Origin of the sequence: Mucilaginibacter rigui (genome assembly GCF_014773275.1) — a bacterium.
GTDB classification, from domain to species: Bacteria; Bacteroidota; Bacteroidia; order Sphingobacteriales; family Sphingobacteriaceae; genus Mucilaginibacter; species Mucilaginibacter rigui_A.
The window spans coordinates 308,853-334,376 of the sequence record NZ_JACWMW010000004.1; the positions used below are offsets into that span (position 1 = coordinate 308,853).

The 25,524-nt window shown below is 44.1% G+C and carries 21 protein-coding genes; 6 read left to right on the top strand and 15 right to left on the bottom strand.

What is annotated here, in order from left to right; all coding sequences use genetic code 11:
- Positions 1-168: 168 nt before the first annotated feature.
- From IDJ75_RS18030 to IDJ75_RS18045, 4 genes are all read right to left on the bottom strand, one after another.
- Positions 169-528, bottom strand: coding sequence for a response regulator (locus tag IDJ75_RS18030; protein ID WP_191177041.1), 360 nt, complete (start codon positions 526-528; stop codon positions 169-171).
- Positions 529-756: 228 nt separating this feature from the next.
- Complete coding sequence (locus tag IDJ75_RS18035; RefSeq protein ID WP_191177042.1) at positions 757-1,077, bottom strand: glycine zipper domain-containing protein; 321 nt, start codon at positions 1,075-1,077, stop codon at positions 757-759.
- A gap of 96 nt (positions 1,078-1,173) precedes the next feature.
- Complete coding sequence (locus IDJ75_RS18040; RefSeq protein WP_191177043.1) at positions 1,174-1,965, bottom strand: alpha/beta fold hydrolase; 792 nt, start codon at positions 1,963-1,965, stop codon at positions 1,174-1,176.
- Positions 1,966-1,968: 3 nt separating this feature from the next.
- Entirely contained in the window at positions 1,969-3,276 is a 1,308-nt protein-coding gene (locus tag IDJ75_RS18045; protein WP_191177044.1) for a gluconate:H+ symporter, read from the bottom strand.
- Positions 3,277-3,460: 184 nt separating this feature from the next.
- Between IDJ75_RS18045 and IDJ75_RS18050 the strand changes: the two genes are divergently transcribed.
- The gene (locus IDJ75_RS18050) at positions 3,461-4,684 is read left to right on the top strand and encodes a multidrug effflux MFS transporter (protein WP_191177045.1); all 1,224 of its coding nucleotides are present in this window, start codon (positions 3,461-3,463) and stop codon (positions 4,682-4,684) included.
- A 55-nt stretch (positions 4,685-4,739) separates the two neighbouring features.
- Here IDJ75_RS18050 and IDJ75_RS18055 read toward each other — a convergent pair whose 3' ends face one another.
- Positions 4,740-8,138 carry a methylmalonyl-CoA mutase family protein gene (locus IDJ75_RS18055; protein WP_191177046.1) on the bottom strand — a complete coding sequence of 1,133 codons (3,399 nt, stop codon included), beginning with the start codon at positions 8,136-8,138 and terminating at the stop codon, positions 4,740-4,742.
- A 182-nt stretch (positions 8,139-8,320) separates the two neighbouring features.
- Here IDJ75_RS18055 and IDJ75_RS18060 point away from each other — a divergent pair, with 182 nt between their 5' ends.
- Positions 8,321-8,701, top strand: coding sequence for a hypothetical protein (locus IDJ75_RS18060; RefSeq protein ID WP_191177047.1), 381 nt, complete (start codon positions 8,321-8,323; stop codon positions 8,699-8,701).
- Between the two features lies 1 nt (position 8,702).
- Here the strand turns inward: IDJ75_RS18060 and IDJ75_RS18065 are convergent, their stop codons facing one another.
- Genes IDJ75_RS18065 through porV form a run of 3 tightly spaced genes read right to left on the bottom strand, consistent with a single transcriptional unit; the run spans position 8,703 to position 10,594 of the window.
- Complete coding sequence (locus IDJ75_RS18065) at positions 8,703-8,915, bottom strand: hypothetical protein (protein WP_191177048.1); 213 nt, start codon at positions 8,913-8,915, stop codon at positions 8,703-8,705.
- Between the two features lie 21 nt (positions 8,916-8,936).
- Positions 8,937-9,419, bottom strand: coding sequence for a 2-C-methyl-D-erythritol 2,4-cyclodiphosphate synthase (ispF, locus tag IDJ75_RS18070; RefSeq protein ID WP_191177049.1), 483 nt, complete (start codon positions 9,417-9,419; stop codon positions 8,937-8,939).
- The gene (porV, locus tag IDJ75_RS18075) at positions 9,419-10,594 is read right to left on the bottom strand and encodes a type IX secretion system outer membrane channel protein PorV (protein ID WP_191177050.1); all 1,176 of its coding nucleotides are present in this window, start codon (positions 10,592-10,594) and stop codon (positions 9,419-9,421) included. Before porV ends, ispF begins: the two co-directional genes overlap by 1 nt.
- A gap of 196 nt (positions 10,595-10,790) precedes the next feature.
- Between porV and IDJ75_RS18080 the strand changes: the two genes are divergently transcribed.
- The 4 genes from IDJ75_RS18080 to IDJ75_RS18095 all read left to right on the top strand — a co-directional run bounded on the left by IDJ75_RS18080 (position 10,791) and on the right by IDJ75_RS18095 (position 14,823).
- Positions 10,791-12,512: an SUMF1/EgtB/PvdO family nonheme iron enzyme gene (locus tag IDJ75_RS18080; RefSeq protein WP_191177051.1), complete on the top strand. Its 1,722-nt coding sequence runs from the start codon at positions 10,791-10,793 to the stop codon at positions 12,510-12,512.
- Positions 12,513-12,753: 241 nt separating this feature from the next.
- The gene (locus IDJ75_RS18085) at positions 12,754-13,227 is read left to right on the top strand and encodes a ribonuclease H-like YkuK family protein (RefSeq protein WP_191177052.1); all 474 of its coding nucleotides are present in this window, start codon (positions 12,754-12,756) and stop codon (positions 13,225-13,227) included.
- 143 nt (positions 13,228-13,370) lie between these two features.
- Positions 13,371-14,213 (top strand): sulfurtransferase, encoded by an 843-nt coding sequence (locus tag IDJ75_RS18090; RefSeq protein ID WP_191177053.1) that lies wholly within the window; start codon positions 13,371-13,373, stop codon positions 14,211-14,213.
- 142 nt (positions 14,214-14,355) lie between these two features.
- Positions 14,356-14,823, top strand: coding sequence for an SRPBCC family protein (locus IDJ75_RS18095; protein WP_191177054.1), 468 nt, complete (start codon positions 14,356-14,358; stop codon positions 14,821-14,823).
- Between the two features lie 203 nt (positions 14,824-15,026).
- On the opposite strand, the gene IDJ75_RS18100 is transcribed toward IDJ75_RS18095, so the two are convergent.
- The 7 genes from IDJ75_RS18100 to IDJ75_RS18130 all read right to left on the bottom strand — a co-directional run bounded on the left by IDJ75_RS18100 (position 15,027) and on the right by IDJ75_RS18130 (position 25,428).
- Complete coding sequence (locus tag IDJ75_RS18100) at positions 15,027-17,045, bottom strand: tetratricopeptide repeat protein (protein ID WP_191177055.1); 2,019 nt, start codon at positions 17,043-17,045, stop codon at positions 15,027-15,029.
- Between the two features lie 16 nt (positions 17,046-17,061).
- Positions 17,062-17,919, bottom strand: coding sequence for a hypothetical protein (locus tag IDJ75_RS18105; RefSeq protein ID WP_191177056.1), 858 nt, complete (start codon positions 17,917-17,919; stop codon positions 17,062-17,064).
- Between the two features lie 10 nt (positions 17,920-17,929).
- Positions 17,930-19,237 (bottom strand): acetylxylan esterase, encoded by a 1,308-nt coding sequence (locus IDJ75_RS18110; protein ID WP_191177057.1) that lies wholly within the window; start codon positions 19,235-19,237, stop codon positions 17,930-17,932.
- Positions 19,238-19,239: 2 nt separating this feature from the next.
- Positions 19,240-20,478 (bottom strand): acyltransferase family protein, encoded by a 1,239-nt coding sequence (locus IDJ75_RS18115; protein WP_191177058.1) that lies wholly within the window; start codon positions 20,476-20,478, stop codon positions 19,240-19,242.
- Positions 20,479-20,776: 298 nt separating this feature from the next.
- Entirely contained in the window at positions 20,777-21,727 is a 951-nt protein-coding gene (locus IDJ75_RS18120) for a TIGR01212 family radical SAM protein (RefSeq protein WP_191177059.1), read from the bottom strand.
- A gap of 101 nt (positions 21,728-21,828) precedes the next feature.
- On the bottom strand, positions 21,829-25,215 hold the full coding sequence (locus tag IDJ75_RS18125; protein WP_191177060.1) for a glycosyltransferase: 3,387 nt from the start codon (positions 25,213-25,215) through the stop codon (positions 21,829-21,831).
- A 51-nt stretch (positions 25,216-25,266) separates the two neighbouring features.
- Positions 25,267-25,428 (bottom strand): FeoB-associated Cys-rich membrane protein, encoded by a 162-nt coding sequence (locus IDJ75_RS18130; protein ID WP_191177061.1) that lies wholly within the window; start codon positions 25,426-25,428, stop codon positions 25,267-25,269.
- Positions 25,429-25,524: the final 96 nt, after the last annotated feature.

A 25,524-nucleotide genomic window follows, 5' to 3' on the forward strand; every position in this document is an offset into this window, starting at 1 on the left:
AATATTAAATAATAGGAAACTGCTGGTTATTAGGTTGTTAGCGGTGTTTGAGGGCGTTCACAGCAGTGAACGTGAACACTTATGATATTTTAGGGCGTTTTGGGGCGTTTAAAGAGCGTTTTTAGGCGATTGATTGTAGTTAAACACCCTCCCTATTAAAGTAGAATATTATGATATCAAATTATTCACCTTCTCCACCAATTCGTTCAAATCAAACGGTTTGTTGATGATCGCATCGCAGCCGTAAGCCCAAAGGTCGGCCTCGTGACTAATATAAGCCGAAAATATGATAACGGGTACATTGCTAAATTTGGGATGTGCTTTAATAGACTGGCAAAGTTCGCCGCCATTAAGGCCGGCTACACGGTAATCAAGTATTACCAGGTCGGGTTCAAACGATTCAAGCAGGGGCATTACATTTTCGCTTTCGCCTGTGCTTTTTACCTCAAAGTTTTCGTAGGTGAGGGTTTCGTGCACAATCGCAAGAATGTCCTGGTTGTCGTCTAATACTAAAATACGCTTTACCATGTTCAGTAGCTAAAAATCAAAAAAGTATATAAAGGTATCTAAGTAAGATGAAAAATATATGATACTTAGATATGTTGGGGACGGGCTGAAAAATAGAGATATATAATTATCTGATCGGCTTGCAGTCAAATGTAATGCAAAGATACATATAAGAATGTATTTTTTTGATATTGATGAGAGGAAGCATTATAAAACAAAAAACCCGCTTTTGGCGGGTTTTAATATTAATTAATATGGGTAGGCTTTACCCGGATGTGCACGTTTCCAGGCGCGGCGGCGTTCCAGCCATGCGGCATGTTTTCTTTTTTCTTCGCGTTTTCGGGCTTCATTACCAATAATGTAACCACCACCTGCACCAATGGCACCACCAATTACGGCACCACCAACGCTTTTACCTATTAAAGCACCCGCAACAGCACCACCGGCACCTCCAATTATAGCGCCTTTACCTTGTTTACTTATTCCTTTTTTTTCCTGGGCCTGGGCATTTATGCTAACGGTAGACGTTAATGCCAATAGCAGGCTGCCTAACACGAATATCTTTTTCATAATCATTGTACTTAAATAATAATTAACCATTGCAAATAGCAAGCCATATTGCTTACATAGTAATGGAGTACTTAAAACGTGAATAGTTTAATACTCTTATTTAAGAAAATTAAGGATAGCGGTAGAAAACTGTATAGTATTACCTGCACTGTTATGGTCGCCGGGTACTGTAACTATGGTTGCAGTGGGGATAAGTTTTTGCAGATCATGTACATCGCCATTGGTGAGATCTTCTGTTCCGTCTATCAGCAAAACGGGTATTTTAACCCTGGCCAGTTCCTGTTTACTGGTGCTTGGCTGGTGCTTTTGCTGGTATGCCAGTGCAAGGTTATCAAAGTTGTTTTTGCGGATCCAAACCATCATGTCGTCTACATCATGTAGGGTGGTATCGCCCATCAGGGCTTTGTAAGCGTGGATACGCCTCGGCCATTCGGGGTTAGTATAATCAGCACCCATGCCGCCCATTACGGCTTTGGTAATACATTTATCAAGCACCATTAACCGCGAGGTAATGATAGAGCCACGCGAATAGCCCACCACCGCGTATTTTTTAAAGCCCAGGTTGCTTGCAAGCCCCATAATATCTTTAGCCTCGGCGTCGTTGGCATAAGCGGCATCGGTGTGGGGTTTATCTGATCGTCCGTTGCCGCGCATATCTAATATAATTACTTTATAACCCGCGGTGAGCAGGGCGGGATATAAGCTGCCATGTTTCCATCCCTGGCTTGTACCCGTAAAGCCATGTACCAGTATTATGGGAGAGCCTTCGCCTTTTACCTCGTAGTATATCCTGGAGCCATCAAACGATGTAAAGAATTTACCGGCATCCTGCGCAAAGCAGGTAGCGCAAATTAACGAGATAATAATTGCTGATAATACCTTTTTCATACCCTATACAAATAAGTTTATGATGAGTACCCCCACCAGCCCAATAACCGATACCAGACTTTCCATTACCGACCATGATTTAAAGGTATCCTTTATACTGAGATTAAAATACTCTTTAAATAGCCAAAAGCCAGAATCGTTTACGTGCGAAAAAGCAAGGCTACCCGCACCGATGGATAGTACCATCAGGTTAGGGTTTACATGCTCGGTAACCACCAGGCTGGCTACAATCCCGGCAGCAGTTAATCCCGCAACCGTTGCCGAACCTAAACTGATACGGATAATAGCCGCTATAACCCAGCCCAAAACAAGCGGTGGCATATTAAAACTTTTAAGGTTATCGGCAATCTCGTTACTTACACCGCTGGTGGTAAGCACTTCTTTAAATGCGCCAGATCCGGCTATAATAAGCAGTATCAGCGAAATGTCTTTAACTGCATCGGTAAAATTAACAGCGATGGTACTCATGCTGCGGCCTTGTTTTATACCAAGCGTGTAAGTAGCCACAATGAGGGCTATCAGCATTACAATGGAAGGATCACCCAAAAAGGCCATTACTTTTAATGCGGTTGCGTTTTTGATGCCCAGGTATGGGAAAAATGCAGTTAACATTAAAAGCAGCACAGGTAATAAAGCGGTAAAAAAACTGAGAAAGCCGCTTGGCAGTTTATCGGCAGGCATTTCTTCGGCGCGGAAGGTAGCCAGTGGTTCTGATGGGATCTTCTTTAAAAACTGCGCAAATACCGGCCCCGCAAGTATAATGGCAGGGACGGCTATCATCAACCCATAAACAAATGTGGTAGCCATATTGGCATGAAATAATACCACCAACGCAGATGGCGACGGGTGTGGCGGTAAAAAGCCATGTGTAACCGATAAAGAAGCGATCATGGGCAGGCCAATAAACACAGCAGGCAACTTGTATTTATACACTACCGAAAATATAAGGGGTACCATAAGTACAAAACCAATCCCGTAAAATAGGGGGATGCCTATTATAAACCCGGCAGCAACTAACGCCCATTGGATATATTTTTGCCCAACTGCGTTTACCAGTACTTCGGCAATTTTTTGGGCGGCGCCGCTTGCGGCAACCAATTTACCCAGCATAGCCCCAAGGCAGATTATAATAAGCAACCCGCCTAAAATATCGGCCATGCCTTTTTGTACCGCGCCGGTAACTTTATTAATAGGGATACCGAGCATTAAGCCGGCAGCTATAGAAACCAGCAGGAAAGCAAGAAATGGATTAACCTTTGCCCAGCTAACCAATAATATGAGCAGTACTATACAGAGCAGTATAACCAGCATTACTTTTTAATTTGAAGGGGTTTATAATTATATTTCTACCGGGAGCCGGTGCAACTAAAGTAATAACATTATATGATATGTAGAATAAATAGATTTTAAGCATAAAGGATAAGAAAGAAAATAGTTTGGCTTTTTTACATTTCCTTACCGCCTACCACCAATTAAACTTTGTTTCTTTGTGGTAATGACAAGCAAACGTTATTTTGTTTTAGTATTGATACTGGGCTCGCTTACTGCCCTGGGGCCTTTTTCTATTGATATGTACCTGCCGGGTTTCCCGGACATTGCTAAATCACTGCATACCAGTACCGAGAATGTAGCATTGTCGTTATCCAGTTATTTTATAGGGATATCTGCCGGTCAATTGCTTTATGGTCCCCTGCTTGACAAGTATGGACGTAAGCCGCCTTTATATGCGGGGCTGGCTTTATACATAATAGCTTCTATCGGTTGCTACTTTTCAACCAGTATAGAAATGCTTATTGCCCTGCGTTTTGTACAGGCTGTAGGCAGTTGTGCTGCGGCGGTGGCATCAATAACCATGGTGCGCGATATTTTCCCTGTAAAGGATAATGCCAAAGTGTTTGCGTTGCTTATATTGATATTAGGTGCATCGCCCATGTTAGCCCCAACCGTTGGCGGGTATGTTACTACAGCTTTTGGTTGGCAACTGATCTTTATTATCCTTACGGTTATAGCCATGCTGATAACGCTGGCAGTTTTCTTTTTCCTGCCCGAAAGTTATAAAGCTGATCCATCTTACTCCCTAAAACCCAAACCTATTATCAACGGATTTTTAACCGTTATAAAAACGCCACAATTTTACACATATGCGCTAAGCGGCGGTATTGCTTTCTCGGGGTTATTTGCCTACATCTCAGCATCGCCACTTGTGTTAATGGAGGTGTATAAAATAAGCAGCAAAACCTATGGGTGGGTATTCGCCCTGTTATCTGTAGGGTTCATCGGCGCCAGCCAGGTAAACAGTTTTTTGATCAGGAAATACAAAAGCCAACAAATTGTAAATACTGCGCTTATTGCTATGGTTATTATTTCGGCGGTATATGTTTTGGGTTCGCTGCAAAACGTACTTGGCCTGGTGGGCACTATCGTGATGATTTTTTTGGTATTGTGTTGCATTGGTGTTACCAGCCCCAATACATCGGCCCTGGCGCTGGCCCCGTTTGAAAAAAATGCGGGTACCGCATCATCCTTACTGGGTGCATTCCAAATGTGTATTGGTTCGGTGGTATCAGTTGGGGTTAGCTTGTTCAATAGCCAGTCGTCAATACCCATGTCAGTTATCATGCTGGCAGCATCGTCTGTGGCTTTACTGGTACTGATAATTGGCCGTAAAAATATAAAAGGCAGCGTGGCCGCAAAAGATAGTGCGTTTGTAGCGCATTAGCTTATTTTATTACTAAAAGGGCCGCTTAATTAAGCGGCCCTTTATTTTTTACAGTTTACATATTACGCCTGTATTGGCCACCTACAGCATAAAGCGCGTTACTTATTTGGCCAAGGCTGCAATACTTACAGGCCTGCATCAGGCTTTCAAAAATATTATCGCCTGCTATAGCTTTATGCTGCAGTTCTTTTAACAAGCCTGGGGCATGTTCCGCATTGCGCTCCTGGAAAAGCTGCAAGGCTGCTATCTGGAATTGTTTTTCTTCCTCTGTTGCACGGATCACTTCTGATGGTACAATGGTAGGCGATCCCTTTTTGTTAAGGAAGGTATTTACCCCGATGATAGGGTACTCGCCATTATGTTTAAGAGTTTCGTAGTAAAGTGATTCTTCCTGGATCTTACTGCGCTGGTACATGGTTTCCATAGCACCTAATACGCCGCCACGATCATTAATGGCTTTAAATTCGGTTAATACGGCCTGCTCTACCAGGTCGGTCAGCTCTTCTATGATAAAAGCACCTTGTATGGGGTTCTCATTTTTGGCAAGGCCAAGCTCGCGGTTTATGATCAACTGGATAGCCATTGCCCTGCGTACCGATTCTTCGGTTGGGGTGGTAATGGCTTCGTCGTAAGCGTTTGTATGCAACGAATTACAGTTATCATAAATAGCATATAAAGCCTGTAAGGTAGTGCGGATATCATTAAAGTCTATCTCCTGTGCGTGCAATGACCTACCGCTGGTTTGGATATGATATTTTAGCTTCTGTGACCTGTCGTTACCCTTGTACTTGTTTTTGATGGCCTTGGCCCAGATGCGCCTTGCCACGCGGCCAATCACCGAATATTCAGGGTCTATACCATTACTGAAGAAGAAAGATAAATTTGGGGCGAAATCATCAATATTCATGCCTCGGCTCAGGTAATATTCCACATAGGTAAAACCATTGCTTAAGGTAAATGCCAACTGTGTAATAGGATTAGCACCCGCCTCGGCAATGTGATAGCCTGATATAGATACAGAATAGAAATTCCGTACCTTTTGTTGTATAAAATATTGTTGGATATCACCCATCATCCGCAGGGCAAATTCGGTACTAAAGATGCAGGTGTTTTGTGCCTGGTCTTCCTTCAATATATCGGCCTGTACCGTACCACGCACGGTAGCAATAGCATAAGCGCGGATTTTCTCATATACATCGGCAGGTAAAACCTGGTCGCCGGTTAAGCCTAATAGCATAAGGCCAAGGCCATTATTGCCGTTGGGAAGGGCGCCTCCCTGGTATTGTGGTCTCGTTAATCCTTTATCATCATACTCCTTTTTATAAGCAGCTTCTACCAAATGTTGCAGCTTATGCTCGGCGATGTATTTTTCGCATTGCTGATCGATAGCCGCATTCATAAAAAAGCCCAGCAGCATGGGCGCAGGACCGTTAATGGTCATGGATACTGATGTAGATGCATGGCAAAGATCAAAACCTGAGTATAGCTTTTTGGCATCATCAAGCGTGGCTATGCTTACGCCTGAATTGCCGATTTTTCCGTAAATATCCGGTCGCTCGTGCGGGTCTTCGCCATAAAGTGTAACCGAGTCAAACGCGGTTGACAGCCTGTGCGCAGGCTGGTCAAGCGATACGTAATGGAAGCGCTTATTGGTCCGCTCCGGGCCGCCTTCGCCGGCAAACATCCGCGTTGGGTCTTCACCTTCACGCTTCAGCGGGAATACCCCGGCAGCATAAGGGAATTCGCCCGGCACGTTCTCGGTAAGCAGCCAACGCAGTATATCGCCCCAAGCCTCATATTTTGGTAAGGAGATCTTGGGTACTTTCAGTTGCGATAGCGAAGTATAGTATAAAGGCTGTTTAATCTCTTTATCGCGTACTTTATAAATAAAGTTTTCGGCTTTGTATTTGGCAACCGTTTCGGGCCATTCTTTTAAAAGGCGTTTGCAATCGACATGCAGGTGGTCTTCTAAATGGGTATATATATCCTGTAGAGACGTGATACTTCGTGTCTTAAATTCCTGTGCGTCGGCAACCTGCGCGGCAGGAGGCGCAATGTATTGCGTCTCTACGGCTTCAATCGTCCCCCTGATGTTAAACATCTGCTGGGCAATCTTACATTGTTCATTCACCCAATCGGTATAGGCGGCGCTGCTTTCGGCTATTTCTGCCAAATAACGTATCCTATCCGGCGGGATGATGTAGATTTTCTCCGATTCCCCATCCTGATACTTGGTTCTTGCTTCTTGATCCCCTAACAGATCCACCCCGGTCTTATCCTTAACGGTCTTCATCAGGGCGGTGAACAGGGTGTTCATTCCAGGGTCGTTAAACTGCGATGCCATGGTGCCATAAACCGGCAGGTCGGCATCCTTAGCATCAAAAAGCATATGGTTGCGCTTGTACTGCTTGCGTACATCGCGTATGGCATCTAAAGCACCACGTTTATCAAATTTATTAAGGGCTACCAGATCGGCAAAATCAAGCATGTCAATTTTTTCCAGTTGGGTAGCCGCGCCAAACTCGGGTGTCATTACGTATAAGGAGAGGTCGCAGTAATCTGTGATCATAGTGTCCGACTGGCCTATACCGCTCGTTTCCACTATCACCATATCATAACCCGCGGCTTTGCAAATGTCAATAGCCTCTTGCACATGTTTGCTAAGGGCCAGGTTGGCCTGCCTTGTCGCCAAAGAGCGCATATACACCCGAGGACTATTAATGGCATTCATACGAATGCGATCACCAAGTAACGCACCGCCCGTTTTACGTTTGCTGGGGTCGACAGAGATAATGGCTAGTGTTTTATCTGTTTCCATCAAATAACGGCGGACGATCTCGTCCACCAAACTTGATTTACCTGAACCACCTGTACCTGTGATGCCGAGCACAGGTATGACGCGTGTAGAATGAGGAGTAGGGAGGTTTTTTGGGTGCCCCAGTTCGGCAGCGGTTATAAGCCTTGCTATTGCTCCTTTATCTTTTATAGTTTGTGCTCCATTAATAACGTCTGGCGTCAAAAAGTCACACTCTTGCATCATGTGGTTTATCATACCCTGCAGGCCCATGGTGCGGCCATCATCGGGCGAGTATATTTTGCAGATACCATATGCCTGCAGCTCCGATATTTCATCGGGCAGGAAAACCCCGCCCCCGCCACCAAAAATCTTGATATGCCCGGCGCCGCGCTCCTGCAGCAGATCATACATGTACTTAAAATACTCTACGTGCCCGCCCTGGTAGCTGGTAATGGCAATGCCCTGTACATCCTCCTGTATGGCGCAGTTCACAATCTCATCAACACTGCGGTTATGGCCCAGGTGTATCACCTCGGCGCCGGTGCTTTGCAAAATGCGGCGCATAATGTTTATGGTAGCGTCGTGCCCGTCGAACAACGAGGCGGCAGTAATCATGCGGATCTTGTATTTGGATTTATAAGGAGCAATGCTTTCCATGTAGGCGTATAATTGTTAAACTACAAAATTAATGATTTTAGATAACTATGCATGCATAATAATCGGGGGAGAAAAGTCGCTAATGTAACAAGCCGATTACAACAATAAATAACCAGCAACAACGATTAAACCCGCAGGTGCTTAACTACTCCAACCTGCAGATTACTAACCAACTTACAACTATGAAAAAACTATTACTGCTGGCTGCCATAGCCCTGCTGCCCTGCCTGGCAATGGCACAAACCGAAACTGCTGCTGATGCACAAACTACTGTTAATGCACCTGCCGAGGAATACTGTATTATTAGCACCCACAAGGGTATTTTTGAGCGGACTATATGTATAGATGTTGACCGGGGACAAGGCCCTGAGGTTGACAAGCGCCTGCGTGATAATAGTGGTAGAGAGATGCGCTTTAATAACCTGGCCGATGCCCTTAATTACATGGCCCAAAACGGGTGGTTGTATGTAAATACCATAAAAAAAACAAATGCAGACGACCCCGACTACCTGATGCGCCGCATTGTAACTATCAATAAACCGGTTGAGTTAAAAAGCAGGTAAACTAATCTTCGTCTTCAGTAGTGTTTACACGTTTGTTTCTAAGATAGAAAGCTACGCCAAGCAGCACCGCTGCGGCAATAGCTACGTAAAGCAATTTATCTTGCGGGATCAAATTAGGGAATAAAGAAGTGCCCCTAACTAATATAACAAGGAGCAATAAGGCAAGGCCTAATGCCCTGAATATGATTTCGGTGGTAAGTGGGTTTTTATTCATAATTGTAATCCCAGTTTACGATTAAGGCCTTTCTATCAAACAAACAGCGTAAGCTACAACGCCTTCCTCGCGGCCTATAAAGCCCAGTTTTTCGTTTGTGGTGGCTTTGATGGAGATATCGTCAGCATCTATTCCGGCGGCTTTAGCAATGTTGGCCTGCATGGCGGGGATGTGCGGGTTTATTTTGGGTGCTTCCAGGCATACCATAGCATCTATATTGCCTATTTTCCAGTTCTTTTCGGCCAGCAGGGCTACTACATGCTGTAACAGTATCAGGCTGCTGATGCCTTTCCAGCGATCGTCAGTGTTTGAGAAATGAAAGCCAATATCGCGCAGGTTAGCGGCGCCTAAAAGGGCATCGCAAATGGCGTGTAATAGTACGTCGGCATCAGAGTGGCCGTAAGCGCCGGCGGTATGTTCTAAATTTACGCCGCCTAATATAAACGGATGGTTTTGTTTGAGTTGATGTACATCAAACCCAAAGCCTACTTTAATTTTAGCCATTATTTTTTAGATGCGTTGTTGGTGCCGCCAAAACTGGCCGATAAGGTAAACCGCAGCGTATTAGCAAGCGGACTGTTTTGCTGGCTGGCCATCAGGTATGAAAAATCAAACTGAAAGATATTGTATTTTAAACCAAAACCCGCGGTGGCATAGTGCCTGCCGCCTTTGTTGGGGTTCTCGTAAAAATAACCGGCTCTTATAGCCAAAAGGTTATTATATGAGTACTCTAACCCCGGCGAAAAGCTTAGCTCTTTTAACTCTTCGCTAAAACCGCCGGGTGCATCCCCAAAAGATTGAAAGATACCCGCAGGTACCGATACATCATCGTTTTTGCCTGATATAATGTTACCGTTATTATCACGTATAGGCGGGGTAGGTACCAAAAGTTTATTAATATCAAAAGCAACGGTAAACTTGCTCACATCATCAAGCGACCAGGTGTTGGCCACACCAAGTTTTAAATTGGCAGGCAAAAAGTAGCTTGGCCCGCTGCTGGTATAGCTTATTTTGTTACCTATGTTAGATATATTGGTACCAAAGGCAAACAAGGAACCATCGCCATACGGTTTTTGATAGAACAGCGATACGCCTGCAGATATAGCGTTACCCGCTTTGTTTTGCTGCCCCGAGCCCGATACAAAGGCCCCGTTGCTAAAATTAGAGTAGATATAACGCATGGTTAAACCCAATGAAAAGTTTTCGCCAAACTTACGGGCAAATGAAGCATCGATAGAGAACTCGCTGGGTTTGTAAAGGCCCTGATCGGTTTGGTTGGCATCGATCAGTTGTATCGACCCCAAATTAAAGTAACGTAATGATGCTCCGAAGGTGTTACGATCGTCAATTTTATGTGCGTAACTTAAATAGGCCAGGCTTACATCGGGCACCAGGTGCCTTAACCATGGGCTGTATGATAAGGCTACGTTGTCATTATCTTCTAAAAAAGCAAGTTTTGCGGGGTTCCAGTAATTGGCGTTAACATCCGGCGATATGGCAACGCCAGCATCGCCCATGGCGCCCGAGCGAGAATCGGGTGAGATGTTTAAAAACGGTACTGCAGTAGGTATTGCGTTAACACCGCTGCCGCTTGTAGTGGTTGTGCTTTGCGCCGCCGCAAAAGCGGGCAGCGCAAGTAAAAAATATACACTAAGGCTTTTAAGGCTCAAAAACTTCATTGGGTGCAATTTAGGTTTATTATTTAAAAATAATAAATAAGCATACGGAATTATTAATGTTAATATGCAAGTAGTTTGAGCTAAACCGTTAATAGTTTAAATTATTGTAACTTGGTGCATAAAATATACGTTTAAATAAGCTTAAGGTTTATAATCGATTTTTTATAAATTTACCTCCAAATATATTTTGCAAAATATGAAAGTACTTACTAATACTGCTTTAGTGATGTTGGGTTTAGGTGTAATGCTTAGCAGCTGCAGTAACAAACAGCAATCGCAAAAAACAGGTTTAGCATATAACGACAGGACAAACGGTGGTTATTTACGCTACAGGCAAAGCCACCCCTCACCGGGCCCCGGCCTTGTACCTATTGAGGGCGGTACATTTGTTTTAGGTGGAAGCGCTGATCAGGATGTTGCTTACGAGTACAATAACCTGCGCCGCAGGGTAACTGTGCCTTCTTTTTATATGGATGAAACAGAGGTATCTAACCAGGACTGGCTGGATTACCTGCACTGGATAAATATTACTTTCCCAACCGATAATGAGCTTTATTATAATGCCCTGCCAGATACTTTGGTGTGGCGTAAGCCTTTATCTTACAACGAGCCTTACGTAGATAACTACCTGCGCCACCCGGCGTTTCAGGATTACCCGGTAGTGGGTGTTACCTGGGAGCAGGCACAAGAATATTGTGTATGGCGTACAGACCGGACCAACGAAAATATTTTACGCGAAAAAGGCATCATGACCACCTGGAAAGAACAGGCAGGCGGTGGCCGTAACGGGCAGGTTGCCGGCGCGGCAAGCGCTAACGGCGCGGGCGGTGCTAATGCAGCAGCCGGGGTAAACGGCGCGGCGGTTGGCACAGCCGATGGCAAGCAGCCGTTTAATACCGATATGTACCTTAACGGGCAGGTGCAAGGCCCCGGTATTGACGGTAAGAATATGATAAAAGACCTTAACCCGAATGCGCAGGCTACCAATGGCCGTAACGGCGCACGCAGGCCGGCACGTTTAGAGGATGGTATACTAAAACAAGGATATCGCTTACCGTCGGAAGCGGAGTGGGAATATGCTGCTTTGGCACTTGCGGGCAATACGCAGTTCGAGAATATTAATGATGGCAGGATTTACCCATGGGATGGCCTTGGCGTACGTTCACCTAAAAAAAATACACGTGGTTTAATACTGGCCAACTTTAAACGCGGCGCCGGCGATAACGCAGGTGTTGGCGGTGGTTTGAATGATAAGGCTATTATTACTGCGCCGGTACGTTCATACCAGCCAAATGATTTTGGTTTGTACAACATGGCAGGTAACGTTAATGAATGGGTTGCCGATACCTATCGCCAAACTTCGTTTGAAGAGATGGACGATCTGAACCCGTTCCGTGGTAACGAGTTTACCAACAAACGCCTTGCCGACCCAACAAAAGGCCAGTATGCAAAAGATAAATACGGCCGCCCTATTAAAGACCCTGCAAAATCTGACAAGAAACTAAAATACAGCGATATGATAGCCCAGCAGCAGGCACAGGCTGCAAATGCTAATCAACCGGCTAATAGCGCGCAACCGGCCTCAGGTGCTGTTACAGCAAATGCCGGCGGTGTAAAAGACCCGCTTGCGGGTAAAGCTTATACCAATGATTACAGGGGCTATGGCGACTCGGTAAATAACAGCCTTTATGGTACCACCACTTTGGTCAACAACCATTCAAAAGTTTACAAAGGCGGTTCGTGGAACGATTTGTCGTACTGGTTAAACCCGGCAACACGCCGTTTTATGGATCAGGGTGACGCAAGTGCCGAAGTTGGTTTCCGTTGCGCCATGACCATGGTTGGTGCGCCTGAGATCTATCCGCAGGGCAAGCCACATATACCGGTTAAAAAGGCCAAAAATTACAAGGCCCGCTAAACAAGATCCAATTACACCTAATATAAAGCCGTTACCTGAAAAGGAAGCGGCTTTTTTGTTTCCCCCGCCAACACTTCTTCGTACCACGCAATAACCTTCCCTAATTATTGCCTAACCTGTTAATATTCAGTTAAATGTTAACAAATAAATTACTGCATATTAACGTTTATAAAATAGTTAATCGCTTATTTTTATAGACCTATAAAATGGGTCGCATAAAATAACCTTAAAAACGATTTTTATGACCTGGAGAAAATTTAGCGGTGAGGTGATCCAAACACCCATTTTAGAGGAAGTAGAAGCAGCGATTGAACGGGAAGCCAGCCTTGGCAATAAACTAAAAGTTTGCATCGGCACAGATTCGCAGGTAAAAGGCTCAGTTACCGATTTTGCTACCGTAATTGTTTTTATCCGCGAGCAGCGTGGCGCCTTTATGTTTATCCACCAGGAGCGCACCTCGCAAAAAATGACCATCAAAGAGCGCATGCTTTACGAGGTGCAAAAATCTATCGACATTGCCTACAAACTTTGCGACCTGCTTGACCTGTATGATGTAGGCCTGGAAGTACATGCCGATATCAACACCAACCCAATGTTTAAAAGTAACGCTGCCCTGCACGAAGCCATGGGCTACATCCTGAGTATGGGGTTTGTGTTTAAGGCCAAACCCGAAGCTTTTGCAAGTTCGTGCTGTGCTAATAAAATGGTACAGTAATTTGTTGGTGAGTGATGAATAGAGCGTGGTGAATGGTTTTATTTGTGCCGGTGTTTTTTTAACTTGCCTGCAAAAAGTGATGGGTAATAGTGGGACGGGTTCCACCTAACCTCTAATCACTAATTAACTAATCATCAATACTCATGTCTCCACTTATTGAAATTACCGACCCGAGGGTTTTTGACCCCGCAACCATATTGATAGATGTACGTGCTGGCGCAAACGCGCACGAGCGTTACCTTGCAGGCCACCTGCCTAATGCTATTTTAGCCACGCTGGATGACGACCTGGCTTCGCACCCTGCTGATGCTGCTATTGGCGGCAGGCACCCTTTGCCATCCTTAAAAGATTTTGCCGCTACCTTATCCCGCTGGGGCGTAACGCCAAATAGCCATGTGGTAGTTTATGACGATAAAAATGCGGCCATGGGTGGCGCACGCCTTTGGTGGATGCTGCGTTCGATAGGGCATACCAGTGTACAAGTGCTTAACGGCGGTTTAAAAGCCGCTACTGATGAAGGTGTGGAATTGAGTACCGATGATTATAAACCTGTAGCAGCGGGGCCGTATCCAATCCCTGAGCAGTACCGGCATACGGTAGATATTGAAGAGGTAAAGGCCGCTGCCAAAGCCGACGACCGCCTGGTGATTGATGTACGCGAAGGGCAGCGTTACCTTGGCCATACCGAGCCGCTTGATTTGGTTGCCGGCCATATACCGGGCGCTGTAAACCTTTTTTACAGCAACAGCCTTTCGCCCGAAGGGAGGTATCTTACATCGCAGGCATTGGCAACCCTTTATAAGGATACTATTGGTGATATTAAGCCCGAAAATGTGATTGTGCATTGCGGATCGGGTGTCACGGCCTGCCATACTTTACTGGGTATGGAGCACGCCGGCATTACAGGGCCAAAGCTTTACGTAGGCTCGTGGAGTGAGTGGAGCCGCCGCGACCTGCCCATAGCTACCGAGGCAAACGGATTATAATTGTAGAATTGTTTTATTGCTGGATTGTTCTATTGCTTTGCCGCCAGCTAATAATATAGCATCCACAATAAAACAATTAGTTAGACTAACAATATAACCATCAAACAATATAACAATTGTCAATGCAACCTGTTAACCCATCGTGAAAACATACGCTTTAAAGTTTAAACAGAATATTCCCATTAGTTTGGATGAGGCCTGGGACTTTTTTTCTTCGCCATTAAACCTGGAGAAGATAACCCCGGCCGATATGCGGTTTGTGGTGACCTCAGATTATACCGCCAATACAAAAATGTATGCGGGGATGATCATCACCTACAAAATTTCGCCGCTGGCAGGCATCAAATTAAACTGGATGACCGAAATAACCCATGTGCAGGATAAGCAATATTTTGTGGACGAGCAGCGCTTTGGGCCATACGCGCTCTGGCACCATCAGCATCACTTTAGGGAGATAGCCGGCGGTGTAGAAATGACCGATATTCTTAATTACGCCATCCCCTTTGGTATTGTTGGGCGATTGACTAATAAGGTGTATGTGGGTAAAAAGGTAAAAGATATATTTGATTACCGCGTAAAAGCTGTTGAAGAGTTGTTTGGGAAGATGTAGTTTTTAAAACTTGTCATCCTGAGCGGTAGCGAAGGATCTGTTAGCGAATTTTGCAATCGCCGCATGCATGGCGGCAAATAGATTCTTCACGATGTTCAGCATGACAAATTTGCGAGGGCTTAGCGGCGTGGCAACCTTAGTATATCCGCTTGTCCTATGAGATTGCCGCGCTATCGCTCGCAATGACATATAGATTAATTCTACTACTTACAATACATCTGAGCCAAAGCAACCGCTGCTTTAGAGCCTAATACTATGGCCTGCTTAAAATCGGCACAGGCCGTTGCATCCTTCATGTTGATTTTGGCCTGCCCGCGCAGGTTATATACCTCGTCGTTTTTAGGCTCAAGTTTAACTGCATAGTTTAGATCGGCATTGGCGCGTTCGGTATCACCTAAAAAGCTGCGGGCTAAACCACGTTGGGCAAACACAATGTTGTTATCCAGATCTATAAACAAAATGGTGTTGTAATCATCTACAGCCCCCTGGTAGTTCTTCATAGCCATGCGTATTTTAGCCCTGATGATGTAAGGCTCTTCGGCACCTTCGTGTATTTTAATGGCTTTGGCTATATCCGCCAGGGCACCCGCGTTATCTTTCAGATCAAACTTTGCGCTGCCACGGTTACTATATGCATCTACGGATGCAGTATCCAGCTTTATGGCAGTATTATAATCTAAAATAGCACCGTTAGGGTCGCCCATGCCTTGTTTAGCCGCACCGCGGCCTACGTAAAAAGCAGCCATTTTAGGGTTTTTGGTTATCAACTCATTAAATATAGGTAAACCTTCGGTATAAAAACCGCCTTTCATCATAGCATGCACCATGCGGGCATAAAAGTTATCATCGTCGGTACCAATATCTGCTATCTTCTTAAAATCGGCTAAAGCGCCGGGCCTGTCACCTGCTTTTAAACGGGTGTTTGCGCGCCTTAAGCGTGTCTCTATGTTACCGGCCTGTATGTCTAATGCTTTAGTATAGTTTTTAAGCGCGGTGTCGTAATCTTTACGGTCGGTTGCTATGTTACCCAGTAGCACATAAGAGTAATCGTTATTGGGGTTCATTTTAATGCCCAGGTTCAAATCGGCCAGGGCAGTAGTGGTATCCTTTAGTTCCAGTTTGGCCCTTGCCCGGGTAATGTAGGCGTAACTGTTTTTAGCATCCAGTTTAATGGCATTATCCGCATCTTCTTTTGAGCCGTCGTAATCCTTATCGTCCAGTTTCATATCAGCCCGGTGCTGATAAGCTTCGGCGCTGGGTTTTAGATCTATCGATTTATCAAAATCGGCAATTGCGCCTTCCCGATCGTTAAGGTTATACTTTACGATGCCATCATACAAGTAAAGTTCGGCGTTGTTAGGGTCCTGCTTTATAGCCTGCCCAAAATATTCAAGCGCCTCCTTTTTATTGTTGTTATTGCTTAGTGCGTTTGCCAGGTACTGGTATAAGTTGGGCAGCTTAGGGTTTAGGCTAATTGTTTTTTTATAGTCGGCAATGGCGGCACTATAATTTTTAAGGTTGCCGTATGCGTTGCCGCGATAAAACAGCGCTTCGACGTTTTTAGGGTTAAGGGCAAGTGCCGCGGTATAATCGGCAATGGCGCCTTTAAAATTACCGGTGTTGCCTTTTGCATTAGCACGGTAATAGATCAGGTCGGAGTTTTTTGGATCAAGGGCAGCAGCTTTGTCGTAATCCTCAATAGCACCATCATTGTCTTTCAGGTTGCTTTTGGCTACACCCCGGTACTCATATAACGATGGGTCTTTAGGGTCTAAAGCGATGGCTTTAGTGAAATCTTCAACCGCCCCGGCATGGTCGCCAAGGCTGGCTTTGGCATTGGCCCTGTAATGGTACATGTCGGCATTGGGGGCTAAAGCAATGGCTTTGGTAATATCAGTTATAGCATCGGCATATTTTTGCTGCGCGTTGTTTGCGTTACCGCGATAAAAATAAGCGAAGGGATTTTTAGGGTCGAGTTCAATAGCGCGGTCATAATCCTGCACGGCCATGGTGTATTCCTTCTGGTCGTTATAAGCATTGGCGCGGTAAAAGTAAGCGCGCCCGTTCTTGGGCTCAAGCTGTATGGCTTTGGTAAAATCGGCAATGGCGGCATTATAGTTTTTTGCCCCTGCTTTTGCATTACCGCTTTGCATAAAGGTTTCGGCCGTTTGCGCGGCGCAGCAAAAAGGAATGAGAAAAAATATGACGAATAATTTGCCCATGTATTTTTATTGAAACTTATCTGAATGGTTTAAACAGGAATGATGCCGATGCGGTAGTGCCATCGCCTGTGTTGCGGCCGTTAATGAAATGCCCGCCCGATAAGAATACCGAGAAGCGCCTGCTAAATGTGTAGCCGTATGTTAACGATGCCTGGTTAAACGCAAAGTTTTTGTTAGTTGCCTGTATAGGCGAGAATTTAGTAAAGCTACTGGCCGAATAAAAACCACTGATGGAAGCCGAGATCTGGTGTTTAAACTTCCTATCCAGCGTTAAACCGAACGAGCCATTGTACCTATCCTGTATTGGGCCCTGGGAGCCAAAATACTGGCGCACGCCATTCTCTAACGTAAAGTAATAGTTTTTACCCAGCACTTTGCCACTGCCCGCAAAGGCCAGTTTAATTTCGGCACCTTGTTGTTTGTAGCCGAGGCTAAGATCGGTATATAAGGGTTGCACAAATGTACCCTGTATAGTAAAGTAATAAATGTAGTTGATGTTGGCCAGGTAATAACGCAAGCCTACTTCCATATCGGTAAAGCCCGAGCTTACGGTTTTGGCGGTATTGTCTTCATACGTATTTCTTACATAAGGCAATAAAGCCACTAAGGTTAACTTGCGGCTTAAACCATATTCGGCATATAACGAAACGCCTAATGATTGGAACTGCCCGCCATTGGCAAAAGGAGTTTTATGACTTAGCGAGTCCCATCCTTTATTGGCATAAAAATAACTGAAAGACGGCGACAGCAACAGCCTTTTTGGCCGTACCGGGAAACCGCCAGCACCACCTGCATGGCCGCTGGCCGGCATCAGCATAACAAGCCCGATGGCTATCAGCAAATACTTTAAATGAGTAGTTTTAAGTAAATTCATCTCTTCGCTATTAAAATAATGCAAATGCGTCACGCATCCACCTGCCCTCTAAATCTTTATACACCTGGCTTACTTCGTGCCCCAGATCTTTAAACACCAGCAGCCTTTTTTTGCCGGGTATAATGTTAAACGTGCCATACTCATTATAGGGTGGGGCGTACGGGTCTAATAAACCTATCCCCATAATGGTTGAGCATTGCAGGTTACTGGCAAAATTTTTCCCGTCGTAATAGTTAAGGTTACCAAGCACTTTGTCGAAAGTTAGGCCGGGTTGTGTTTTAATATATTTTTTAATGTCGTTTATTGGCCAGGTAACCTCGCCATCTAAATTGTTTACATCGCAAAGTATAGGGTTCTGTGCCGAGCAAAGGTTAACCCTTTTATCAAGACTTGCTGTAGCAATGGCTAAATAGCCGCCCATACTACCGCCAGATGCCAGTATGTTATCGTGCTTTAAGTAGGGTTGCGCGTACACAAAATCAACGGCACGGATGCAATCCATAATTACACCACGCATTACGTAGTTGTCACGGTCCTCAATACGGTAAAAAATAAATTCATCGCGGCGGGTATCAATAGGGCCGCGGCTGTTGCCCTGCCCCCTTACATTTAAGGTGATGATAGCAAGGTCTTCGTCTAAACCGGTTATCGGCAGCAAATTTACCTGATAGCCGGGTAAACCCAGCAATACTGAGAATTTGCGGTTCTTATCTTTTGAGATAGGTACCGTCATCCAGCCGTGGATGGTGTAATTATCCAGCGATTGCATCTCTATCAAAAATACTTTACGGTTATCAGTATTCATTTTTGGCATTGGGGTAACCTTAAAGTTTGGTTTCACCTTAGCCAGCTCGTCTTTTGCTTTTTGCCAAAAGGCATCAAAATCTGCGGGTTTGGCATATTTTGAGCGGATCTCTTCGGGTTTTACACCAAATACCCGGCGGGTGGTATCATCATAATCAGAGATGTTCACCATAAAATCAACCTTGTAAAAGCCCGATTTCATGGCAGGCAGTTCAAAATCATATTTCTGTGAGCTTTTCTTACCCAACTTTACATTTTGCTTGCCCGAGCCTAATTTTTTACCATGCTGGGTTATGAGGTATGATACTGTACCTGTTTGCGGCGCATCCGTAGGATTTTTAACCTCGAAAGTATATTTGGCGTTACTGTCAAAAATGGCGTTTTTGTTACCGGGGGTGAGTACGGTAGAAATACCGTCCTCCTCATCCTGCGCGGTAGCAGTAACGTGTTGCAGGCATAGTGTTGCAACTGTACAAAACAGTATAAAAAGTATCTTATTTGATCTGTTCACCATAATTAAGCCTTAATTGCTTCTGAGTTATTTTCGGGGTTACGTGGTTTGTTTTTGATCAAAAAATCCGACTTACGAATATAATGATTTAACGGTTCCTCTATAAGCTTAAACAGCAGTATGGCCACCCCATTTAAAATGATAAAGGCGTATAAAACGTTTAAGTTATCGTACTGAAAAGGCGAGTTCCAATCTTTACCCCATTTATCATAAAGCTCAAAAATATCATCGTTCCATTTGTTGAAATATCGGTGCAGAAAATCGTACATGTACCCAAGGTGGATCAGGTAAAATATATACGAACTTTTGCCAAGCAGCTCCACAAATTTAAAGCTGAGTATCTTTTTAAGAATGGTTGTTTCGGTTAACAGGCCGTAAAAGAACATGGCTATTGATGATGCCAGCAAATAGTTATTGGTAATAATACCAAACGGATGGTGCAAACCTGCTACCTCGCCTTTAGGGATAGGCAGGATGCTCATGATGCCTACGCAAACAAATATGAGCAGGAAACCGCCATAAGTAAACCATGTTTTGGCTTGCCCGTCAATTTTGGGCTGTCTTTTCTTTACAATCAATGCTAATTGGATCCCCGCGAAAAATTCAAAACAACGGCCTAAGAAGGTGTACAGGAACATAAAGGTAAAATTGCCGAAAAAGCCATACCAGTTAACACGGCTAAATATAACTACCAGCAAAGCGCCTATACCTGTTACAACTGCCCATTGCAACCAAAACTTATTGTATTTTTTTGCGAAGTAAAATATGAAAGGCGCCGAAAAATAAAAGCATTCTTCAACGGTTAAACTCCATCCCTGGGCAATACCGGTAAACTTTAACTGATCAAAAAAGCCCCTTACAAAGGTAATGTTCATAAAAAACAGCCCTATGGGACTACCGAAACCGTTGGTCACTTTTTGATCATGCGTAAAATAGTAAGAAACAAAGGCCCCCAGTGTAAGCAGGAAATACATAGGATAAATACGGGCAACCCTGTTTTTAAGATATTGCTTAAACCAGTCGCCGGTTAATTTAAAACTGTCAAAATATCTGAAAGCGATTAAAAAACCCGATAAAACAAAGAAAATAGTAACACCGATGTGCATCTCGTTAAGAAAACGTTGCACAGCACGGGGAAAATTTTCATCAAACGCGTAGGCGTAATGCGATACAAATACAAGGTAAGCAGCTAAAGCGCGCACCCCTGTTAATGCAGGAATATAGTTTTGTAAAGGTTTTTGCACCAAAACGCTTGTTTAAATTATTTTTACGGATAATTGTTCGCTATCGTTATGCAAACAAGATACCACAGTTCTGCACCAAATATCTATCAGAACCTTTGGATTAAGGAAAATAAGAAAAATTTGTTTAAATGGGTTTAGATAAATAGGGAATGTGTATTGGCCATTGCGTCACTCTCTTCGCTGTTATTGGGCATTAAGTAATTGCCGCCTGGCAAATGAACAAGATTTCTCTATGTCGTTCGAAATGACAGCGGGGCTATTAAGCAGAAGCTAATTCACTAACTCAATAAATCACTAATTAAAGCGCACTACCCTGCACTACGCCACGGCTTATTATCCGCTGGTCTATATAGTATTGGATCTCGCTTTTCTTAAGGCCCCAGTTTGGTGCGATAAGCAGTTCGCGGTCGCTTAAGCCAAATAATCGCTGGATAATGATATCGGGCCTTACCAGTGGCAGCAATTCGCATAAAAAATCGGCATACTCATCAATGCTGAAAAGCTTGAATGGTTCGCGTTTGTATTTTACGCCCATTACGCTGCCTTCTACAATATGCAGGTGGTGGAATTTTACAAATTTTATTTGCGCGTGGCGGTTTATCTCGTCGGCGTATTTCAGCATCATTTCTTTTGTTTCCCATGGGAAACCGAAAATGGTGTGTACACAAACATCAAGTTTGGTGTTTTGGGTAAGGGCAAGTGCCTTGATCAGTTCTTCGTGGCTGCAGCCGCGGTTTATCTGGTTCAGCGTATCGTTGTAAATGCTTTCCATGCCCATTTCCAGGTCCACATCAAAGCGGTCTGTATAGCTCTCCAACAGGGCTATTTTCTCGGCGTCGATGCAATCGGGGCGGGTGCCTACGCTTAGGCCAACAATATCTTCGGTACCGTAGCTCAAGGCCTCGTCATACATCATTTTTAAATAATGTGCAGGGGCGTAGGTATTGGTATTGGGCTGAAAGTAAATGATAAATTTATCGGCCTTGTTGCCGTTACGGGCGCGTTCCATACCCTGTATAACCTGCTCGCGCACGGTAGGGGCGTTACGACTAACAGAGGGGGTGAACGAGTCTACATTGCAGTAGGTGCAGCCACCATAGCCTTTGCTGCCATCGCGGTTGGGGCAGGTAAAGCCACCATCCACAATAACTTTAAATACACGGTGCCCCTTGTATTTCTCTTTAAGCCAGGGGCCATAGTTGTTATAGCCCTTTTCCCACGTTGCCGGTACGGTGTCTGTTAATTGCATTGGCGCAAAGATACGGTTTTTGGCAATTGGTTCATTTGCTCATTAGTTCACTGGTTTATTAGCAGTCAATAAAAGAATGAACCAGTGAACTAATGCACAAACTACATCGGTGGTTCGTTGCTATCACCCAATAGTTCGTCTTTCTTCATTTTTACATTACCTGTGCGTTTTAATACGCCCCAGGTAGTTAGCTCGCCCTTAAGCGCCTTGCGGATAGATTTGAACAGGATGTAGTACATCAGCTGGCGCCAAATAAAACGCTGCGGGATAATGTATATTAGTTTACGATAATCTTCCTTCTCCATACGGAAGGCCAGCCAGCCTACCAAAAAGTCAATCAATACAAATGCTACATAGTAGGTAAGCATTTTTTCGGGGTGACTACCAAACAGGCCCAAAATCATAATAAAATCGGCCAGTGGCGAAAATAGCGGCAGGATGATCTGGAAGATAAGGATGTTTGGCATCCCTACCATACCAAAGTAGCTGAATTTTTTATTGAATAACGCGTCGCGGTTTTTCCAGAAACTTTGCATTACCCCAAAACTCCAGCGGAAGCGTTGTTTAAGCAGCGCGTTGATGGTTTCGGGCGCTTCGGTATAGGCAACAGCTTCGGCGCAGTTTTTAATTACATAGCCTTGTTTTAGGATGCGCATAGTTAAATCGCAATCCTCAGCCAGGGTATCATAAGTAAAGCCCCCGGCACTGAATATGGCCGATTTGCGGAACGCGCCTATTGCACCGGGCACTACGGTAATGCTGTTGATGATATCAAATGCGCGCCTATCCATGTTTTGCGCGGTGATATACTCTATCGATTGCCATTTGGTTATGATGTTGTTTTCGTTACCAACCTTTACGGTACCTGCTACCGCGCCAATTTCATCATCGGTAAAGTAGGCCATCAGATGAAAAATGGCATCTGTTTTAAGCTGGGTATCGGCATCAATACAAACCACAAAATCGTTCCCGGCATGGGTAATGCCAAAGTTTAGTGCCGATGCTTTTCCGCCGTTTGGCTTTGTTAATACCCTTACCAGGGGATGATTGCCATACGCTTCAGAAACTACCTGGAAGGTTTTGTCCTTAGACCCATCATCAACAAAAATAATGTTAAAATTGGGGTACTCGGTTTTTAGCAAACTATCAATAGTACGTAAGGCCGTGACCTCCTCATTATAAGCTGGTACAATAATGCTTACCGGTGGTTGTGGGTGCGGGGCGGTATCAATTTTCTTATTAACATTAAATTGCCTTGTAGCTAATATGCCTATTAGTATAATACGGCCCATGGCTAAAAATATAGCTGATAGGAAAAGGTAGAAAAGAAACCTGTTGCCTACAAAGAAGCCAACCACTACAATGTCATAATATTTGCCCCAAAAGCTGCTGTTCTCTTCTTTGGCAACCGGCATCAGGTCGGCTTTGGTTTTTCCCAAAACATCGGCAATGGTGGTAAACTGATACCCGTGCTTTTTAAAGTAGTGGATTATCTCGGGCAGGGCTTTAACTGTTTCTTCACGGGTGTCGCCACCGGCATCGTGCAGCAGTATCATACTGCCATTGTCTTTTTGGCGAATGGTGCGGGCAATAATACTATCGGCTGTTACGCCGGGCTGCCAGTCCCACGGATCTATAGATTCGCCTATGGTAATATAACGTTGTTTACGACTTTCTGCTACCGGTATTACCTCGGCCAGTGTTTGCGGCTCGGCATCGGCATTAAATGGCGGGCGGAAAAGTATAGTGCTATGCCCGGTGATAGATTCTATCAGTTTACGGGTAGAGTTTAGCTCGAGCCTAACTCTGTCTAAACTAATGGTTGAGATGTCCGGGTGAAAGAAGGTATGGTTACCTATTTCATAGCCTTCATCATAAATACGCTTCAATAAAGGGATATTCTTCTCTACCATCGATCCCACAACAAAAAATGATGCCGGTACCTTTTCCTTTTTCAGGATATCAAGGATGCGGGGAGTATAATCCGGGTCTGGCCCATCATCAAAGGTTAAAACAACTTTGCCCGGTTTGTATCCATACCTGCGGATCACATATTTGGTTGGCAGGTCTATATATTTTTGATTGGTAATGGTAAAGGTTGATTTATCAAGCGTTACATCAATTTTACCGGTATGTGGCACTGTTATCAGGTCCAGTACCTCTCCGCCTTCTCCAGCGTAGTCTATTTTATTGTTAAGGCCAACGGTATCTAACCTTCGCAGATCCACCCCGGTTTTACGTAATGAATCTATCGACAGATTTTTTTGAAAGAATGTCCATAAACGTGGATCCTCAAACCCGAGGCGCCATAGTGCCACACCACCGGTAGCCCAGTCATCGGCCATACGGATAATATTAAAATTGGTGGCAGCATCGGCAAAATAAACGGTATGCGTTAGGCTATCGGGCCCCAGGTAACTGTAATGAAGGTTTGCTGATTGAGAATCGTAAATAATGGTTTTCTTATTTTCTTTTGCAGTACTTATGGCTTGCGGATAACCAATAGTTTGCCCAACGCTCCCCTCGCGCCAATCAAAACCTCCGCCAGCTACGGTAAGGATAATTTTTTCACTCGGTATTTTTGAGCATACATCATCTAAAATCTCCTCAACCCAATGCTGGTGCGATATATCACCGGCGTTGCTCATATCCGAGTGCTGATCAATAGCCATCACAAACAAAAAGTCGTTAATGTGCTGCAGCCGCTTCAAGTCATACTCATCATCATAAGGGATCACGTTTGTGGTAACCAGCAGGTTTTGTGCATGAAATATATTGTAAAGATCGTTTTCGAAAGCTATAACGTTTTTGCTGTTACGGTCGGGCAGATCATCAATGTCGAGATTGATGCCATTGAAATTGTAGTGTTTAAGCTTGGCAACCATGCTGTTGATGAAAGCCGTACGCAATTTTTTACTTTTAAAAATACGCAATACATCTTTTCGATCATACTCACCCCTAACATTATCAATATTAACGTAGTTAGAAAGCGTTACCAATACTTGTTTTTTGTATTTTTTGTTGAGATTGATAAGCCCGGTATCTATAGTTACTTTAAGTGTATCGGTATTACGTGAGAAACTGAAACCTTCAGTTACTATCATATCTAATCGGGCAATATGTTCAGCAAGTGAGTTATATGCCTGCGCCTCCCAAGCTTTGTAAAAACCGGCATTAATACGATTGTCGTTATTAGGATGTTTAAGCTGATGCTGCCTGCGTGCTTTTGCTAAAACTTCTATTTCGGCCTTTTCAATTGTAAAATCTTTATACCGCTTTGATTTCTTCAACTCATCTAATTTTTGTTTACTGAGTCTTTGAGGTGCTTTATCAAGATTGGGAAGATCAGGGTACACTGTTGACGTAACCGTAACAACAGCGGCTACAACACCAACTACAAAAACAATTAATAAAATGCGGCTAAGCCATTTAAAACGGTTCCACCTGCCGGGGTTATCAGCCTGAAATACCTGCTTGTTAGAAGACATGAAGGGGATTTAAGTATTAAATTAAGTGATAAGGTGAACTATTAACAACGATTATTTGGATTGTTTGCCAGCTTCAATGCCAGAAAAATCAACCCCGCATTTGCAATTGCTGCCGCAGCTTTTTTTTGTGAACAAGCTTTTATACAATAAACGGCCAACGTAAAAAACGGCTGCAATAAATAATACAATGATAACAACTGCTTGTATATCCATAATGCAAAATTAATACTTTATTTATATACGTACAGACTATTTAAATAGTATAAAGTTTATTTATACGTAAAGTAGCCAAATAGTTAAGCTGCTTTG